At 71.4% G+C, this 16,240-nt stretch carries 19 protein-coding genes; 13 read left to right on the top strand and 6 right to left on the bottom strand.

Annotation, left to right across the window (positions count from 1 at the left end):
* Positions 1–39 precede the first annotated feature (39 nt).
* The 5 genes from C1J01_RS35620 (at position 40) to C1J01_RS35640 (ending at position 2,844) form a co-directional block, all read left to right on the top strand.
* On the top strand, positions 40–594 hold the full coding sequence (locus C1J01_RS35620) for a PaaI family thioesterase (RefSeq protein WP_111183372.1): 555 nt from the start codon (positions 40–42) through the stop codon (positions 592–594).
* Positions 591–1,031 carry a dUTP diphosphatase gene (gene dut / locus C1J01_RS35625; RefSeq protein WP_111183373.1) on the top strand — a complete coding sequence of 147 codons (441 nt, stop codon included), beginning with the start codon at positions 591–593 and terminating at the stop codon, positions 1,029–1,031. Before C1J01_RS35620 ends, dut begins: the two co-directional genes overlap by 4 nt.
* 79 nt (positions 1,032–1,110) lie before the next feature.
* Complete coding sequence (locus C1J01_RS35630) at positions 1,111–1,752, top strand: DUF3710 domain-containing protein (protein ID WP_235854883.1); 642 nt, start codon at positions 1,111–1,113, stop codon at positions 1,750–1,752.
* 209 nt (positions 1,753–1,961) lie between these two features.
* The gene (locus tag C1J01_RS54180) at positions 1,962–2,168 is read left to right on the top strand and encodes an OB-fold nucleic acid binding domain-containing protein (protein ID WP_438943168.1); all 207 of its coding nucleotides are present in this window, start codon (positions 1,962–1,964) and stop codon (positions 2,166–2,168) included.
* 4 nt (positions 2,169–2,172) lie between these two features.
* Complete coding sequence (locus C1J01_RS35640; RefSeq protein WP_235854884.1) at positions 2,173–2,844, top strand: DUF3159 domain-containing protein; 672 nt, start codon at positions 2,173–2,175, stop codon at positions 2,842–2,844.
* A 139-nt stretch (positions 2,845–2,983) separates the two neighbouring features.
* Here C1J01_RS35640 and C1J01_RS35645 read toward each other — a convergent pair whose 3' ends face one another.
* Positions 2,984–4,714: an HAD-IIB family hydrolase gene (locus tag C1J01_RS35645; RefSeq protein WP_111183377.1), complete on the bottom strand. Its 1,731-nt coding sequence runs from the start codon at positions 4,712–4,714 to the stop codon at positions 2,984–2,986.
* Positions 4,715–4,860: 146 nt separating this feature from the next.
* On the opposite strand from C1J01_RS35645, the gene C1J01_RS35650 reads away from it, so the two are divergent.
* From C1J01_RS35650 to C1J01_RS35660, 3 genes are all read left to right on the top strand, one after another.
* Positions 4,861–5,208 (top strand): PadR family transcriptional regulator, encoded by a 348-nt coding sequence (locus C1J01_RS35650; RefSeq protein WP_328589707.1) that lies wholly within the window; start codon positions 4,861–4,863, stop codon positions 5,206–5,208.
* Positions 5,205–5,672, top strand: a complete 468-nt coding sequence (locus C1J01_RS35655; protein WP_146615841.1) for a hypothetical protein — start codon at positions 5,205–5,207, stop codon at positions 5,670–5,672. The genes C1J01_RS35650 and C1J01_RS35655 overlap by 4 nt, the downstream gene beginning before the upstream one ends.
* 68 nt (positions 5,673–5,740) lie before the next feature.
* The gene (locus C1J01_RS35660) at positions 5,741–5,926 is read left to right on the top strand and encodes a hypothetical protein (RefSeq protein ID WP_111183379.1); all 186 of its coding nucleotides are present in this window, start codon (positions 5,741–5,743) and stop codon (positions 5,924–5,926) included.
* A 105-nt stretch (positions 5,927–6,031) separates the two neighbouring features.
* On the opposite strand, the gene C1J01_RS35665 is transcribed toward C1J01_RS35660, so the two are convergent.
* Both C1J01_RS35665 and C1J01_RS35670 read right to left on the bottom strand, forming a co-directional pair.
* Entirely contained in the window at positions 6,032–6,691 is a 660-nt protein-coding gene (locus tag C1J01_RS35665) for a potassium channel family protein (protein WP_111183380.1), read from the bottom strand.
* Positions 6,691–7,356, bottom strand: a complete 666-nt coding sequence (locus tag C1J01_RS35670) for a potassium channel family protein (RefSeq protein ID WP_111183381.1) — start codon at positions 7,354–7,356, stop codon at positions 6,691–6,693. The genes C1J01_RS35665 and C1J01_RS35670 overlap by 1 nt, the downstream gene beginning before the upstream one ends.
* Before the next feature lie 102 nt (positions 7,357–7,458).
* Here C1J01_RS35670 and C1J01_RS35675 point away from each other — a divergent pair, with 102 nt between their 5' ends.
* The gene (locus tag C1J01_RS35675) at positions 7,459–9,507 is read left to right on the top strand and encodes an APC family permease (RefSeq protein WP_111183382.1); all 2,049 of its coding nucleotides are present in this window, start codon (positions 7,459–7,461) and stop codon (positions 9,505–9,507) included.
* Here the strand turns inward: C1J01_RS35675 and C1J01_RS35680 are convergent.
* Positions 9,494–11,131: an alpha/beta hydrolase gene (locus tag C1J01_RS35680; RefSeq protein WP_111183383.1), complete on the bottom strand. Its 1,638-nt coding sequence runs from the start codon at positions 11,129–11,131 to the stop codon at positions 9,494–9,496. The genes C1J01_RS35675 and C1J01_RS35680 overlap by 14 nt on opposite strands.
* Before the next feature lie 66 nt (positions 11,132–11,197).
* Here C1J01_RS35680 and C1J01_RS35685 point away from each other — a divergent pair, with 66 nt between their 5' ends.
* The 4 genes from C1J01_RS35685 to C1J01_RS35700 all read left to right on the top strand — a co-directional run bounded on the left by C1J01_RS35685 (position 11,198) and on the right by C1J01_RS35700 (position 14,540).
* Entirely contained in the window at positions 11,198–12,448 is a 1,251-nt protein-coding gene (locus C1J01_RS35685; RefSeq protein ID WP_111183384.1) for a class I SAM-dependent RNA methyltransferase, read from the top strand.
* The gene (locus C1J01_RS35690) at positions 12,411–12,866 is read left to right on the top strand and encodes a DUF899 family protein (protein WP_268958768.1); all 456 of its coding nucleotides are present in this window, start codon (positions 12,411–12,413) and stop codon (positions 12,864–12,866) included. Before C1J01_RS35685 ends, C1J01_RS35690 begins: the two co-directional genes overlap by 38 nt.
* Before the next feature lie 134 nt (positions 12,867–13,000).
* Positions 13,001–13,261: a hypothetical protein gene (locus tag C1J01_RS35695; RefSeq protein ID WP_235854885.1), complete on the top strand. Its 261-nt coding sequence runs from the start codon at positions 13,001–13,003 to the stop codon at positions 13,259–13,261.
* Between the two features lie 358 nt (positions 13,262–13,619).
* Positions 13,620–14,540 carry a CAP domain-containing protein gene (locus C1J01_RS35700; protein ID WP_111183386.1) on the top strand — a complete coding sequence of 307 codons (921 nt, stop codon included), beginning with the start codon at positions 13,620–13,622 and terminating at the stop codon, positions 14,538–14,540.
* Here C1J01_RS35700 and mug read toward each other — a convergent pair.
* Together mug and C1J01_RS35710 are read right to left on the bottom strand one after the other, a co-directional pair.
* A complete protein-coding gene (gene mug, locus C1J01_RS35705) occupies positions 14,537–15,034 on the bottom strand; it encodes a G/U mismatch-specific DNA glycosylase (protein ID WP_111183387.1) in 498 nt (165 codons plus the stop codon). The genes C1J01_RS35700 and mug overlap by 4 nt on opposite strands.
* A gap of 10 nt (positions 15,035–15,044) precedes the next feature.
* The coding region (locus C1J01_RS35710) for a sugar porter family MFS transporter (RefSeq protein WP_111183388.1) at positions 15,045–16,240 on the bottom strand (1,196 nt) is incomplete at its 5' end.

Genomic DNA, 16,240 nt, shown 5'->3' on the forward strand with positions numbered 1-16,240 from the left:
GGCGTGGGGGAGGGGGAACACGGAGTAACCTCATCACCCGTGACGCGTTCCTCCCTGACCACCCCGCCGGCCGGCGCGGCCGTTCCTTCGCCGGAGGCCGGTGGGCCTGAGCCCGGGACCACCCTGGGGTCTCACTACAGCCGATGTTTCGGATGCGGCACCGAGCATCCGACCGGCCTGCACCTCGCGGCCAGGACACCCGACGGGGCCACGGTGGAGGCCGAGTTCACGGTGGGGGAGGCGCATCAGGGCGCGCCCCGGCTGGCGCACGGCGGCGTGCTGGCCGCAGCGATGGACGAGGTCATCGGAATGTCCGTCTACCTCTTCCGCAAGCCCTATGTGACGGGACGTCTGGAGACCGACTACCTCCTCCCCGTTCCCGTCGGCACGACACTCCACCTGCGCGCCTGGTGCAACGGCATCGTGGGCAGGAAGGCGTACCTTGAGGCTGAAGGGCGCATCGGCGCACCCGACGGGCCGGTCGCCGTCCGCGCGGCAGCGCTGTTCATCGAGGTGGACATGGCGCACTTCGCCGAGCACGGCGACGTGGCCGCCATCGCCGCCGAACACCACGACTACGAGGTGAATCCTTGAGCGACGTAGAGGTGCTGATCCAGCGGCTCGACCCCGGGCTGCCGATGCCGGCGTACGCCCATCCCGGCGACGCGGGGGCCGACCTCCACGCGGCCGAGGACGTCGAGCTGCTGCCCGGCGAGCGCGCGGTCGTCGGCACCGGGGTGGCGATCGCGCTGCCCGAGGGGTACGCCGCGTTCGTGCACCCGCGTTCCGGGCTGGCGGCGCGCCACGGCGTCACGCTGGTCAACGCCCCCGGCACGGTCGACGCCGGCTACCGGGGCGAGATCAAGGTGACGCTGATCAACACCGACGCCAAGGAGCCGTTCCGGCTGCGGCGCGGCGACCGGGTGGCGCAGCTGGTGGTCCAACGGGTCGAGCGCGCGCTCTTCACGCCGGTCGAGCGTTTGCCCGAGTCCGTACGCGGCACGGGTGGGTTCGGGTCGACCGGACGCTGACCGGTGGGCAGCAAGGGGCCGGTCGACGGCCCAGTCAACAGGGCCCACAGCGGGCCCACGACCAGGGAGAGTGAGGAACGTGTTCCGACGCCGTCGTCGTCGTGAAGAGCCGGACCAGGTGGCCGAGCAGGAGCAGGCCGGTCCCATGCGCGAGTCCGGCCCGTGGGACGCCGACGAGCCCCACCCCGACACCGACAGGATCGACCTGGGCGGCCTGCGGCTGCCGCACAACCCCGACTTCGACGTACGCCTGGCCTCGGTCGGCGACCAGCACGTCGGCGTGGTCGTCCTGTACGACGAGAGCTCGCTGCAACTGCAGGCCCTCGCCGCGCCGCGCAGCTCGGGGCTGTGGGACGAGGTCAAGACCAAGATCCTGGCCCAGGCGAAGCACCTGGAGGAGCGGGAGGGCCCGTTCGGCAGCGAGCTGGCGGGCGAGATGAGGGTCGAGGGCGACAGCCGCCCGGCGCGCTATCTCGGCATCGACGGCCCCCGGTGGTTCCTGCTCGCGGTGATCTCCGGCAAGGCGGCGGTCGACGAGAGCGTGGCCGCGGCGTTCGTCGACTTCATCAAGGACGTCGTGGTCGTGCGCGGCGACGAGCCGATGGCGCGTGAGGAGCCCATCCCGCTGAGCCGTCCCACCGACCAGCCGGCTGCCCAGCCGGAAGACCGGCAGGGCCTCAATCCGTTCAAACGAGGGCCGGAAATCAGCGAGATTCGCTGACGGCTGACATTCACATAGGCTGATTCATCATGAGTACGGCAGAGCCCCCGAAACGCGGGGGATGGCGTGGGTTCTTCAGTCGGCTGGCATCCCCTCAGTCCGAGATCGAGGCCCAGGAACTGCGTGAGGACGCCGATGAGGTCGGAGCGACCCCGATCGTGTCGTGCGGCGGACGCCGGCGCTTCTGCGTGGCCGGTACGCTACGTACGGTGACCTTGCGTCCGAGGGGCGGTGCCCCCGCCCTCGAGGCCGAGCTCTATGACGGATCCGATGTGATCGATCTGGTCTGGCTCGGCCGCCGCAAGATCGCGGGCATCGAGCCCGGCCGTACGGTCAAGGCCGAGGGCCTGGTGAGCGAGCAGGACGGCCGCAAGGTGATGTTCAATCCGCGTTACGAGCTGCGACCCGGGAGTTGATCAGGTGAGTGCTGAGGCGGAAGAGGTTGCCCATGACACCGTCGAGGCGGCGGTGCGAGCGCAGCTCGCCAAGGCCTTCGGCGGCGTGCGCGGCATCATCGAGGCGGCGGTTCCGACGATCGCGTTCACGCTTTCATGGATCGTCACCGAAGACCTGAAGACGTCGCTCATCATCAGCGTCTCGCTGTCGGTGGTGCTGCTGCTGGTGCGGGTGCTGCAGCGGTCGACGCCGCAGTTCGTGATCAACAGCCTGATCGGCATCGCGATCGGCGCGTTCTTCGCCAGCCGCACGGGCGACGCGAAAGACTACTTCCTGCCTGGCATTCTCTACAACGCCGGCTACATGGTGGCGATGCTGCTGTCGATCGTCACCCGGTGGCCGGTGGTGGGTTTCCTGATCGGCTCTGTCACCGGTGACCCGACGGCGTGGCACAAGGATCCCGGCGTGGTGAGGCTGTGCACGCGGCTGACGTGGCTGTTGATGCTGCCCTGCGCGGTCCGGGTGGCCGTGCAGGGGCCGGTCTACCTGTTCGGCGGCGGCGACGAGGCGGTGGCGGCGCTCGGGTTCGCCAAGATCGTCATGGGCTGGCCGCTGCAGGTGGCGGCGCTGGCGGCCATGCTCTGGGTGCTCGGCCGCGGCCGCACCCCGATCAAGCCCCCGGTCGCCCCGGCCTGACCTCGATCGCTCGGGCCCCACTCGGGTCGACCTGGGCCTGACTCGGATCGACCCGGGCCCGACTCGGGTCAGGGACCCCCGGCGTAGCATCCGGTCGGGGACCCCCGAAGCCTCCGGTCGGTCCGGTTGCAGGGGGCGGTCAGCGGTCCTTGTGGTCGGGGTCGTGGTCGGTGGGTTCGGCCGGGAGTGTGTAACGTTCGCCGATGAGGTCCGCCAGGCGGCGTCTGCTCTCCTCCGGCGAGAGCCCGTCCTCACGCTCCACGGCCTCCACCTCGCCCGCCAGCTCGGCGTCGCCGAGCTTGTCGCGGATCCAGCCGGAGTAGTCGCCTTGCCGCAGGTGGTGCAGCCAGGTGTCGTCGTCCACGCCCTCGGCCAGTTCGACGAACGTGTGCAGGTTGCGGGCGCGCAGGCGCAGTCGTTCCTCCGGGCCGGTGAAGTAGAAGCTCTTGTCCTTGGCCATGGTGCCGGCCGCGTACTTGCGGCGGTGCCGGGTGCGCTGGACCCGGGCTGGGGCGAGGCACAGCTGCCGCGCGGTGTCGTCGTCGGTGTGCCAGAGCGCGATGTCGCCGTCCTGCGAGGTCAGCAGCTCGGGCGGTTCCTGTCCGAGGGCGCCGGCGAAGGCGGCGAGCGTGGCCTCCGGCTCCTTGCCCACCGCGATCGTGCTGTTCACCAGGCGCAGCGCGGACGGGCTCATCGCCTCCGGATGCACGGTGATCATCAGGAGTGAGCCGACGTCGCCCGCCTCGTGCACCGGAACCTGCCGTACCTCGGCGGGCATGAGGTGGTGGGCCTCGTCGATGATCAGCCAGTGCGGGTGCCCGAGCGTGGCGCGCAGACCGGTCAGCCGGGGCAGCAGCTCGGCGAAGTACTCGGGGCGGTCGCGCAACTGCTGGCCGATCAGGTTCACCACGACGCTGTGACCCGGCTGCTCCAGCACGCGCAGCACCTCGTCCACGCCGGGCACCCGGTCGGGGTCGCCGAGCACCGTGACCCCGGGATACTCGGCGTAGTCGCCCTCCGGGTCCACGATCACACACTGGTAGCCGTCGCCGACGAGGCGTTCGAGCAGGGCGGTCGTGACGGTGGACTTGCCGCTGCCCGAGGGGCCCGCCACCAGCAGCCCGGCGCCGTACGGGGGCAGGCGTACGTCCTGACCGTCGGCGTGGCCGAGCAGGACGCCGTGGCGCGGCACCTCCACCGCGTCGAGCTCGCCGCCCAGCAGCATCCCGGCCAGCTCCGCCACCCCGCTCCCCGCCTCCCGCGCCAGGCACAGGTCGCAGGCGTCCTTGAGCGCGGGCAGCGCGTTGGCGACCGCGGCCCCGAGCTCGGCGGCCGTCAGGAACGCGTGGTCGTTCTCCCCGTCGCCGACCGCCACCACGCTGTGCGGCGACAACGACAGCCGGTCGAGGGCGGCGGCCAGCCCGCTCGCCTTGTTGACGCCCGGCGGCAGCACCATGACCGCGCCCTTGTTGTAGATCACCTGCAGCTCCAGGCCCAGGTCACGGATGGCCGCGAGGACCTGCACGTCGTACGGCTCCCGCGTGGCGACGAGGACCTGCCCCACGCCCAGCGGCTCGACCCCTTCGGCGCGCAGCCGGTCGGCCAGCTCGGCCGGCGGGGGAGCGGCCAGGACGTCACAGGTGCGCTGGCGCGGGTCGTACAGCAGGCCGCCGTTCTCGGCCACCACGAGGTCGAACAGGGCCGGGTGCGGGAAGACGGACAGCAGGTCGTCGAGCTCGCGGCCGGTGACGAGCAGCAGCTTCACCCCGGCACGCGACAGCCGCTCGAGCGCCTCGATCGTCTCCTCGTCGACCTGGCCGTGGCGGGCCAGGGTGCCGTCGTAGTCACAGGCGAGCACGTTGTAACGCACGCCCCCTCACTACCCGGAGAAAGCCGGGCAATCATGTGAGTTGCTCGATAGACAGATATATCGTTCGCATGACTGTGCGATCGATGCAGGAGCCGACGTTCCTGATCCTGACGGCCCTGGCGGCCGGGCCGTAGCACGGCTACGGCATCATCACCGACGTCCTGCGCATCTCGGGCGAGCGCGTACGGCTGCGTGCCGGCACCCTGTACGCGGCGCTCGACCGGCTGGAGCGGGAGGGACTGGTCGAGGCCGACCACGAGGAGGTCGTGGACGGCCGGGCGCGGCGCTACTACCGGCTGACCTCCGAGGGGGAGTCCCGGCTGGCGGAGGAGGCCGAGCGGCTGCGGCGCAACGCCGAGACCGCCGCGTCGCGGCTGCGGGCCCGGCGCCCGCGTCCCGCCCTCACCGCGGCCCTCACCGCGGCCCTCACCGCGGCCCTCACCGCGGCCCACACCGCGGCCCTCAGCGGGGGCGTCTGTGGGGGCCTCGCATGAGGGTCGAGTTGGAACGGTGCTACCGCAGGTTGCTGGCGGCGTACCCGAAGGAGCATCGGGAGCGGCTCGCGGAGGAGATGATCGCGGTGCTGATGGCGGGCGCGGAGCCCGGACGGCGGTGGCCGGCCTGCTGCGACGCGTACGACGTGGTGCGCGGTGGTCTGGCGATCCGCCTGCGGCGCGCCGTCGATCAGGGGTCCCGGCGGCACTGGCGGGACGCCGCCGACGTCGCGGCGCTCATAGGGCCTCTCCTGTTCTTCACCGCCATGATGTTCCGGGTGGCGGTCTACGCCGGGCGGGCCGTGCGGCCGCCCGTCGTCGCCGGGGAACTGCTGCAAGCGGTGGAACTGGCCGCGTACGCGCTGCCGTACGGGCTGGTGGCGCTGCTCGTCTGGCTGCGGCGGACCCGGGCGGCGACCGTGAGAGGGCGAGTACAAGAGGCGGGTAAAGAGGTCCGGACGTAACGCTTGACGAGTCGCGGCCCGCACGTGGGTACAAGCCTGGCGAATCACCGCACACTCTGGGGACCGTCATGTACCGATGCCTCATCGCCGCCGTCACCATGACGGCCACCGCCCTGCTGCTCGCCGCCGCGCCCGCGATCGGCGACGACCGCCTCACTCCGCGGAGCGGCGCCTGTGAGGGGCATCTGGCGACCCTGATGAAGCTGCCCGCCCCGATGCTGCTCTGGTCGGGCAAGGCCCGCTGCGGCGGCTGACGGCCGCCGCAACCGGCCCTGGAGGACGGGCCGGGACCCCGGTCCTGCTCTCAATGCGGCGAGGGACCGTCGGCCGCGACCGGCTGTCGGCGCTGCATGTGGTGGTCAGTGTTGGGAGAGGAGGTGGGCGAGTTCCTCCTCGACCTCCTGGTTGGCGACGAACAGGAGCTCGTCGCCGGCCTCCAGGGGGTCGTCCGCCGTGGGCACCAGGACGCGGCCCTCGCGCAGGATGGCCACCAGCGCGGAGTCCTCCGGCCACGGCACCGAGCCGGCACGCTGCCCGACCACCGGGGCGTCCTCGGCCAGCGTCAGCTCGACGAGGTTGGCCTGGCCCTGGCGGAACGTCATCAGCCGGACCAGGTCGCCGACGCTCACCGCCTCCTCCACCAGGGCGCTCAGCAGGCGCGGCGTCGAGACGGCCACGTCGACGCCCCACGACTCGTTGAACAGCCACTCGTTGTTGGGGTGGTTGATGCGGGCCACCACGCGCGGCACGCCGTACTCGGTCTTGGCCAGCAGCGAGACCACCAGGTTGACCTTGTCGTCGCCGGATGAGGCGACCACCACGTGGCAGTTGCTGAGCCCGGCCTCGTCGAGGGAGGCGATCTCGCAGGCGTCGGCCAGCAGCCACTCGGCGCGCGGCACACTGTCGATCTTGATGGCCCGGGGGTCGACGTCGATCAGCAGGACCTCGTGGCCGTTCTCCAGGAGCTCCTGGGCGATGGAGCGCCCCACGGCGCCCGCTCCGGCGATGGCGACGCGCATCACTCGTCCTCTTCCGGTGCGGCGGCGAGCACCTTGTTGATCCGGTCCATGTCGTTCTCGGCGGCGATGACGTGCAGGATGTCGCCTTCCTGCACCACGGTGTCGTCGCTGACGGTCAGGGCCTCGCCCATGCGGTTGACGAAGGCGGCGCGCGCCCTGGTGCGCGCTTCCAGGTCGACGACGCGGGTGCCGATCCACCTGGTATTGACGGTGACCTCGGCCAGCACGACGGTGCCGGTCGGGTCACGCCAGAGCGGCTCGGCGCCCTCGGGCAGGACGCGGCGCATGATCTGGTCGGCCGTCCAGCGCACGGTCGCCACCGTGGGAATGCCCAGCCGCTGGTAGACCTCGGCCCTGCGGGGGTCGTAGATGCGGGCCACCACGTTGTCGACGCCGAACGTCTCGCGGGCCACGCGGGCGGAGATGATGTTGGAGTTGTCACCGCTGGAGACCGCGATGAAGGCGCCGGCGGACTCGACCCCGGCCTCGGTCAGCACGTCGCGATCGAAGCCGACGCCGGTCACCCGTCGCCCGCGGAATCCGGCCCGCAGCCGGCGGAACGCCTGAGGGTCGCGGTCGATGATGGCGACGGAATGGCCGCTGTCTTCGAGGATGTGCGCGAGGGTCGACCCCACGCGGCCACATCCCATGATCACAATATGCATTTCCCCCCGCAACGTCGCGGTCGGCCGGTTGCTGGACACCAGTATGGCCCCGTGGGGGAGCGCCTCGTTTGGCGTGTCAGTCTGGGGCTAGCATCTCGTTACGTGGCGAAGGTAACGGATCTTGTCAAACGCTTGCTCGTGGGGCGGGCCCTGCGAAGTGGGCAGCTCCACGAGCAACTCCTGCCCAAACGGATCGCACTGCCGGTTTTCGCGAGCGACGCGCTCTCCTCGGTGGCGTACGCTCCGCAGGAGATCCTCGTCATCCTTTCGCTGGCCGGCGTCTCCTTCTACACCTACAGCCCCTGGATCGCGCTCGCCGTCGTGGTCGTGATGCTCACGGTCGTCGCGTCGTACCGGCAGAACGTGCACGCCTACCCCAGCGGCGGCGGCGACTACGAGGTCGCCAGCACCAACCTCGGCAAGAACGCCGGGCTCACCGTGGCCAGCGCCCTGCTCGTCGACTACGTGCTCACCGTCGCGGTGTCCGTCGCCAACGGCGTCGACTACGTCGGCGCCACCATCCCGTTCGTGGGCCAGCACAAGCCCGCCGTCGCCATCGCCATCGTCATCCTGCTCACCGTGGTCAACCTGCGCGGCATCCGCGAGTCCGGCGCCGCCTTCGCCATTCCCACGTACGCGTTCATGATCTCCGTCATCGGGCTGATCTGCTGGGGCGGGTTCCGGCTCCTGGTGCTCGGGGAGGATCTCCAGGCGCCGAGCGCGCAGTTCACCATCGAGCCGGAGCAGACCGATCTCACCGCCTTCGCCGCGGCGTTCCTGATCCTGCGCGCCTTCTCCACCGGGTGCGCCGCGCTGACCGGCGTCGAGGCCATCAGCAACGGCGTGCCCGCCTTCCGCAAGCCCAAGAGCAAGAACGCCGCCACGACGCTGCTGCTGATGGGCCTGGTCGCGATCACGATGTTCGGCGGCATCATCGCGCTGGGCCTGGCGTCGGGCGTCAAGGTCGCCGAGCCCTCGGTGGTGGCCGAGGACCTGCTGCGGCCCGACGGCACGCCGGTCGGGCCGGACTACTACCAGCAGCCGATCATCTCGCAGGTGGCCGACGCGGTCTTCGGCGGCGGGTCGCTGCCGTTCGTGGTGATCTCGGCCGTGACGGCGCTGATCCTCTTCCTCGCGGCGAACACCGCGTTCAACGGCTTCCCCGTGCTCGGCTCGATCCTGGCGCAGGACCGTTTCCTGCCGCGTCAGCTGCACACCCGCGGCGACCGGCTGGCCTTCTCCAACGGCATCATCATCCTGGCGCTCGGCGCCTGCCTGCTGCTGTGGGGCTTCCAGGCCGACGTCAGCCGCCTGCTCAACCTGTACATCGTCGGCGTCTTCGTCTCGTTCACGCTCAGCCAGACCGGCATGGTCATCCACTGGACCCGCCACCTGAAGACCGAGACCGACCTGAGGTTGCGGCACCAGATGCACCGCTCGCGCGTGATCAACGCCTTCGGCGCGGTCATGACGGGGATGGTGCTGATCGTCGTGCTGCTGACGAAGTTCCTGGTCGGGGCATGGATCGTGGTGATCGCGATGCCGGTGCTGTTCCTCATGATGAAGGGCATCAGGCGCCACTACGACAACGTCGCGGCCGAACTGGAGCTGACCGAGGAGCTCGACCCGACCATGCTGCCCGCCCGCAACCACGCGATCGTGCTGGTCTCGAAGCTGCACAAGCCGACCATGCGCGCCATCGCCTACGCCCGCGCCACCCGCCCCTCCACGCTGGAGGCCGTGACCGTCGGGGTCGAGGGCGAGGAGGCGGACCGGCTGCGCTCGGAGTGGGAACGGCGCGGCATCCCGGTGCCGCTGAAGATGCTCAGCTCCCCCTACCGCGAGATCACGCAGCCCGTGCTCGACTACGTCAAGACCCTGCGCAGGCGCTCGCCGCGCGACGTGGTGACCGTATTCATCCCCGAGTACGTGGTCGGCCACTGGTGGGAGCACCTGCTGCACAACCAGAGCGCGCTGCGGCTGAAGGCGCGGCTGCTGTTCAAGCCGGGCGTCATGGTGACCAGCGTGCCCTGGCAGCTGCACTCCTCCGACCGGCTGAAGGGCAGGCCGGAGCCGTTCGCCCCCGGGTCCGTCCGGCGTCCGTGGCACCAGACGGTCAAGGACGAGGAGGGCAACATCAGGACGAGCTGATCAGGGCGCGCAGCCGCTCGGTGTCGCCCGCGGTCCAGCCGGGCGGCGCGGCCACAGCGGCCCAGCCGTCCACGATGTTGGCGCCGTAGCGGTGCCCGTGACCCGCCGGCACGTCGAGCGCGGCCGTCATGTCGACCAGCACCTGCCAGAACGTCACCAGCGGGAACCAGTTCATCTCCGGGTTGACGCCCGGCCCCCGCACGCCCTCCAGCCAGGCCGGCCGGTCGTAGATGAGCCGCGGCGACCACCACACGACCGGGTCTGAGGCGTTCTGCAGGTAGACGACGCGCGGATGCGGCCACGGGCCGGGCGGCTCGGCCAGGTCGCCGGGGTTCTGGGCGAACCTGGCGGTCAGTCCGGAGCGGTAGACCGGCCGCCACACGGGGCTGCCGCGCTCACGCCCGTAGGTGAGCTGCTGCCAGATGCGGTTGGCGTTGGGCGGGCCGACGAACATCGCCCCGTCGGCCCGGGAGACCAGGTCGGTCAGGTCGCGGAACGACTCCTCCAACTCGAACGACCCCAGGCTCTCGCCCGACAGCAGCAGCCGCGGCCGCTCGGTGGCCGGCAAGCGGGACCAGCGCTCGTACACGGCCTCGAACAGCGCCTCGCCGGTGGCCGCCGCCTTGTTCCGGTCGACCAGGAACGACACCCAGCTCGGCAGGTAGGAGTACTGCAACGCCACCATGGCCGTGCGGCCGTTGTACATGTACTCCAGCGTGTCGGCGATGGCCGGATCGACCCAGCCGGTGCCGGTGGTGCCGAGCACGGCCAGCACCGGCCGCTGGAACGCGCCGGTGCGCTCCAGCTCGCGCACGGCGAGGGCCGCCTGCGCCTGCGGTGAGGAGGTGCCCTGCAGGCCGACGTACACCCTGATGGGCTGGGCGGCGCGCCGCCCGGAGAAGGCGGTCAGACGGGCGGGGGTGACGGCGGTGCCGGTGAAGCGGCGGCCCTCGCGGCCCAGCGACTGCCAGCTCACCAGCGACCGGGTGCCGCCCGACACGTACGCCGAGCCGGGCCTGGTCACGCCCGGGTAGGTGCCCTGGTTGGCGACCGAGGAGATGTCGCTCACCCGGGCCACGAACGCGCTGAACAGCACGTCGTTGGCGAACACCGCGACGAGCAGGGCCATGACGATCACCCCGATGGCGTGGCCGACGTACGCGGGGACGAAGCGGTCGAGCCAGGTGATCAGCTTGCGGCCGCCCAGGCGTACGAGCCGGGCCAGGGTGAGGCCGGCGCAGAACAGGACGACGGTCACGGCGAAGATCACCGGCGGGAACCACGTGATCCGGGTGTCCATCTCCATCAGCGCCCGCAGGTCACGCTGCCAGTCGTAGCTGTAGGCAAGCGTCACCACCGCGAGCGCGGCGCAGCCGGCCAGCATGATCTGCCAGGCCGTGCGGCGCCCGCGCTCGGACGGCCGATAGGAGATGATCAGCCGGGCCACGGCGCCGATCGAGGCACCCACGGCGTAGCCGAGCAGGGCCGTGACCGCGCCCATCACCCCCTGGTAGAGCCAGGTGCGGGGCAGCAGCGACGGCGTCAGCGAGGCGCAGGCGAACAGGGTGGCCAGCAGCGTGCCGCCGAAGCCGAGCCGCCGTCGCACCACCTTCGCGCCGTCCACGCTGACTTACAGTAGGGGATCAGGTGAAAAAGGGGGCCATGGAGGTCAGGGCATTAGGGTGGCGGTGTGAATGAGGGATCGCTCGAGCTGACGGTAGGTCCGGTCGCCCACGGCGGCTGGTGCGTGGCACGCCACGAGGGGCGGGTGGTGTTCGTCCGGCACGCCCTGCCGGGCGAGCGGGTGATCGCCCACGTCACCGAGGAGACCAGCAGGTTCCTGCGGGCCGACGCGGTCGAGATCCTGGAGCCGTCGCCCGACCGCGTGGTGCCGCCCTGCCCGTACGCCGGGCCGGGCCGCTGCGGTGGCTGCGACTGGCAGCACGCCACCCCCGAGGCGCAGCGCCGGCTGAAGGCGCAGGTCGTGGCCGAGCAGTTGCGCCGGCTCGCCGGCATCGAACGCGAGGTCGTCGTCGAGGAGGTGCCGGGGGCCAAGGACGGGCTCGGCTGGCGCACGCGCGTGCAGTTCGCCGCCCTGCCGGGTGGTGAGCTGGGCTTCCGGCGCCACCGTTCCCACGAGATCGAGGTCGTCGACGCCTGCCTGATCGCCCATCCCGAGGTGGAGGCGGTCGGCGCGGAGGGCCACCGGTGGCCGGGGGCGCAGGCCGTCGAGGTCATCGCCTCCTCCGAGGGGGAGCGGGCCGTGGTCGTCGCGCCGCGGCCCCGGCGTTCCGTGACGGTGCCCGACCTGGAGGCGTCCGCGTCGATCCTGCTCGACCAGGGCAAGGGCCGCACGGTCGCGCGCCGCGGCTCCGGGCTGCTGCACGAGCAGGTCGGCGACCGGGAGTTCCGGGTCGCCGGCAGCGGGTTCTGGCAGGTGCACCCGGGGGCCGCCGCGACGCTGCTCGACGCGGTGCTGACGTACGCCGCCCCCGAGCCGGGGGAGTGGGCGCTCGACCTCTACTGCGGGGTGGGGTTGTTCGCGGCCGGTCTTGCGGAGGCCGTGGGGCCCGAGGGCGCGGTGTTCGGGCTGGAGTCGGAGGCTTCGGCGGTCCGCGACGCGCGGGCCAACCTGCGTGACCTGCCGCAGGCCCGGGTGGAGCGGGGCCGGGTGGAGGAGGGCCTCGACCGCTTCCAGATCGAGCGGGCCGACCTCGTGGTGGTGGACCCGCCGCGGGCCGGGCTGGGGCGCGAGGTGGTCGGGCGTGTCGCGGCGCTGGAGGCCCGGCGGATCGTGTACGTCTCCTGCGACCCCGCGACGTTCGCCCGCGACGTCGCCTGGCTGGCCGAAGGCGGCTACGAGCTGGCCGAGCTGCGGGCCTTCGACGCCTTCCCGATGACCCATCACGTGGAGAGCGTGGCGCTGCTCGTCCGGAAGTGAGTCATGGGCCCGACGACCGCGCGGGCTCGGCCGGGGCGCCGAGGTCGTCGGGCCCGGCGGCCCCGTCCCGTTTCTCGACCTGTTCCAGGGCCGCGACGAGCTCGTGGTCTACAAGCACATGTGGTACGACGGCGCGCCGCACCAAGGGCAGTGCGAGGGCTGCACCACCACGGCCTGGCACCTGAAGGACGCCGTCTACCTCAACGCCCGCGGCGTCTCGTTCGCCGTCCTGACCACGGGCCGGTGGGACGAGGTGGCCTCCTACGTCGCGTTCATGGGATGCACCCAGCCCTGGTACTGGCGCTCGGACGCGGACGGGAACGCCACCTGGGGCCCGACCAGCCGCCCCGTGCCGCAGTGGACCCGCCCCGGTGCCACCCCCGTGGAGACCCTGGGCCGGCACGGCCACCACCACTGACCCCCCTTCGTGCCTCCTCTCGGACAGGTGCGGTTCAAGATGCCGGAACGGCTCGTTACCGGAAGAGTCGCTCGGGTATCGGGGCGCGGACGGATCGACCACAAGGGGGCACAATGATCCGGACACTGCACAAGATGGGGATACGGTCCGAGCACGCGTACGCGGCCGGGATCGCGTCCATCGGCCTGACCGTCGCCTCGTGGGCGGCGTCATGGTTCACCGAGAACACCGCCCGCGCGGACCGATGGGGGATCTTCGTCGGCGAGTGGGCGCCCACGTTCTTCGCGCTGGGTCTGGCGCTCCGGATGGAGGAGACCCACGAGGCTCCCGAGGAGGAGGGCGTGGGGCCTCAGCGCGAGAGGCTGGGGCAGCAGTACGCCGACGTTCACCGGTAGCCGGCGGGGCCGCGTGCCTCTTCCGCTGCGCGCGGCCCTGTACCGGCCCTGTGATCGGCCCGGTGACCGTCGCTGTAATCGTCGCTGTGATCGTCGCTGTGATCGGCCCTCTACGGCGGCCTGAGCCGCGGCGGCCGGCCTGCGCCGACTCGATGCCGGCGCCTTCCCCCATGACCCCCCGCCTTCAGGGCGTCGTGCGGCCTCGTCCGGGCGTGGTGAAAGATTCTTCAGACGCCTCTTGAGGTCACTTGGTTGACATTAATCACAGGAGAAGTGTCCGAATTTTCGTGACAAATTGGTAACGGGGCCGACAGAATGCGGGACCACCAGCGTCTACCGCAACTGGAGGCAACCCCCAATGCGTAAACCTCTCGGGGTCCTCGCAGCCGTCGCCGGTCTGGCCGCCTGCGCCCCCGCCAATGGCGGGGAACAGGCCGGTCAGGCGGCCGGAGCGGCGGCCGAGGTGACGGCGCCGGCGGCCACACCGAGCGCCGAGCCGACTCCCAAGCCGACGCCAGAATCGGACGACTGCCGGGTGAAGGTGACCCGGCCGGACATCGCCGCGCTCAGGATCCAGTCGGCGGCCGTACGCCGCGGCTGCGTGCATCCGGCGCTGCTGCGCATCCGGGTCAAGCGCGCCGTCCCCGGCGACGACCCGGTGATCAAGAGCGGCGCCACCAGGAAGGGCCGCATCGCGCTCAAGGTGCCCTGCAAGCCGGGCACGTACTACGCGACGGCCACCGACTACCGGGGCCGTACCGTCAAGTCGAAGGCCGTGCGGCTGACCTGCGTCACCCCCACGCCGACCCCCACCCTGATCCCCTCGCAGGCAGCTCCGCGGCAGCCGGAACAGGCCGCGCGCCCCGGGCGGAAGGCGCCCGCCTCCTCCGTCGGCTCCGCCCTGGAGAACGAGGTCGTCCGGCTCACCAACGTCGAGCGGGAGCAGGGCGGCTGCGGGCCGCTCAAGCACGACGCGCGCCTGCGCGAGGCCGCGTACGGGCACTCCGCCGACATGGCCGAGAACGACTACTTCGAGCACGACTCCCAGGACGGCCGCGACATGGTCGACCGCATCCGCGCGACCGGCTTCGGCGGCTCGGCCTGGGCGGAGAACATCGCCATGGGGCAGCCGACGGCGGCCGCGGTGGTCAAGGCGTGGATGAACAGCGACGGCCACCGGCAGAACATCATGAACTGCACGTACACCCACATCGGGGTGGGCGCGGCCAAGGACGGGCAGGGCCAGATCTACTGGACGCAGGACTTCGCGGCCGACTAGGAGAGCGCCTCGCGCAGGCGGCGGAACTCGGCGGCGAGGGCGGCCGGGGTCCAGTGGGCGTTGAGCCCGCTCGGGTTGGGCAGCACCCAGACCCGCGTCCCGCCGACGAGCTCGTCCTGCGGCCCGATCCGGGCCTTGGGGCGGGCGAAGGCCGTACGGTAGGCCGACACGCCGAGCACGGCCAGCACCTTAGGCCGCAGCCCGGCCACCTTCACGGCGAGGGCCGCCCCGCCCGCGGCCAGCTCCTCGCGCGTCAGCTCCGAGGCCTTGGCGCTGGGGCGGGGGACGATGTTCGTGATGCCGAGCCCGTACGACGGGAGCAGATGCTGCTCGGCCGGCGCGAGGCGGCGCGGCGTGAAGCCGGACGCGTGCAGCGCCGGCCAGAAGCGGTTGCCCGGCCGGGCGAAGTGGTGACCGGTGGCCTCCGACATGAGACCGGGGTTGATGCCGCAGAACAGCACGTCGAGTGAGGGACCGAGGACGTCGTCGAGCACGTGCCGGAGACTAGCCCATCTCCTCCAGCTTGCGGCCCTTGGTCTCTCTGACCCGCTTGGCCACGAAGAGGAACGACAGCACGGCGAACAGCGCGTATCCGGCGTACGTGAGCGGCAGGTTCCGCTCCGCCAGCGCCGGGAACGACACCGTGATCAGCCAGTTGGCGATCCACTGGGCCGCCGCGGCCACGCCCAGGGCGGCGGCGCGGATGCGGTTGGGGAACATCTCGCCCAGCAGCACCCAGACCACCACGCCCCACGACAGAGCGAAGAACAGCACGAACAGGTTGGCCGCGACGAGCGCGATCGCGCCCTGTGGGTTGGGCAGGGAGACGGCGCCGTCCACCACCCGGGAGGCGCTGAACGCCAGCGCCGCCGTGGCCAGCGAGATCGCCATCCCGGCCGAGCCGATCATGAGCAGCGGCCGCCGGCCGATCTTGTCGACCAGCGAGATCGCGATGAACGTGCCGATGATGTTGATGATCGAGCTGGAGAAGCTGATCAGCAGGGAGTCGGCCTGGTTGATGCCCACCGACTGCCACAACACCGACGAGTAGTAGAAGATCACGTTGATGCCCACGAACTGCTGGAAGACCGAGAGGATGATGCCGATCCACACGATCGGCAGCAGCCCCAGCGCCGGGCCGCGCAGGTCGCGCAGCCCCGGCACGCGCTCGGTGCGCAGCACGCGCTGGATCTCCGCGATGCGGTCGTCGAGGTCCACGTCGTCGGGCTCGACCTCGGCCAGCACCGCCCGGGCCCGCTTCGTCCGTCCCGACATGATCAGGTAGCGCGGCGACTCGGGGATGGTCAGGGCGAACAGCAGGTAGAAGGCGGCGGGCACCACGCAGGCCCCCAGCATCCACTGCCACGCCTGCAGCGGCCCCAGGTAGTTGTTGACGTCGCCGCCGGCCAGCTGCGCGATCACATAGTTGACCAGCTGCGACACCGCGATCCCGAGCACGATGTTGAGCTGCTGGAACGACCCCAGCCGCCCCCGATAGCCGGGCGGGGCCACCTCGGCGATGTACGCCGGCCCGAGCACGGACGCCATGCCGATCGCGAACCCCGCCACCACCCGCCAGAACGCCAGATCCCAGATCGCGAACGGCAACATCTGCCCGATCGAGCTGACCGCGAACAGCAGCGCCGCGACCTGCATCGACCTCGTACGCCCCCACCGGTCGGCGAGCCCGCCCCCGGTCC

The organism is Nonomuraea aridisoli (assembly GCF_003236395.1).
GTDB classification, from domain to species: domain Bacteria; phylum Actinomycetota; class Actinomycetes; order Streptosporangiales; family Streptosporangiaceae; genus Nonomuraea; species Nonomuraea aridisoli.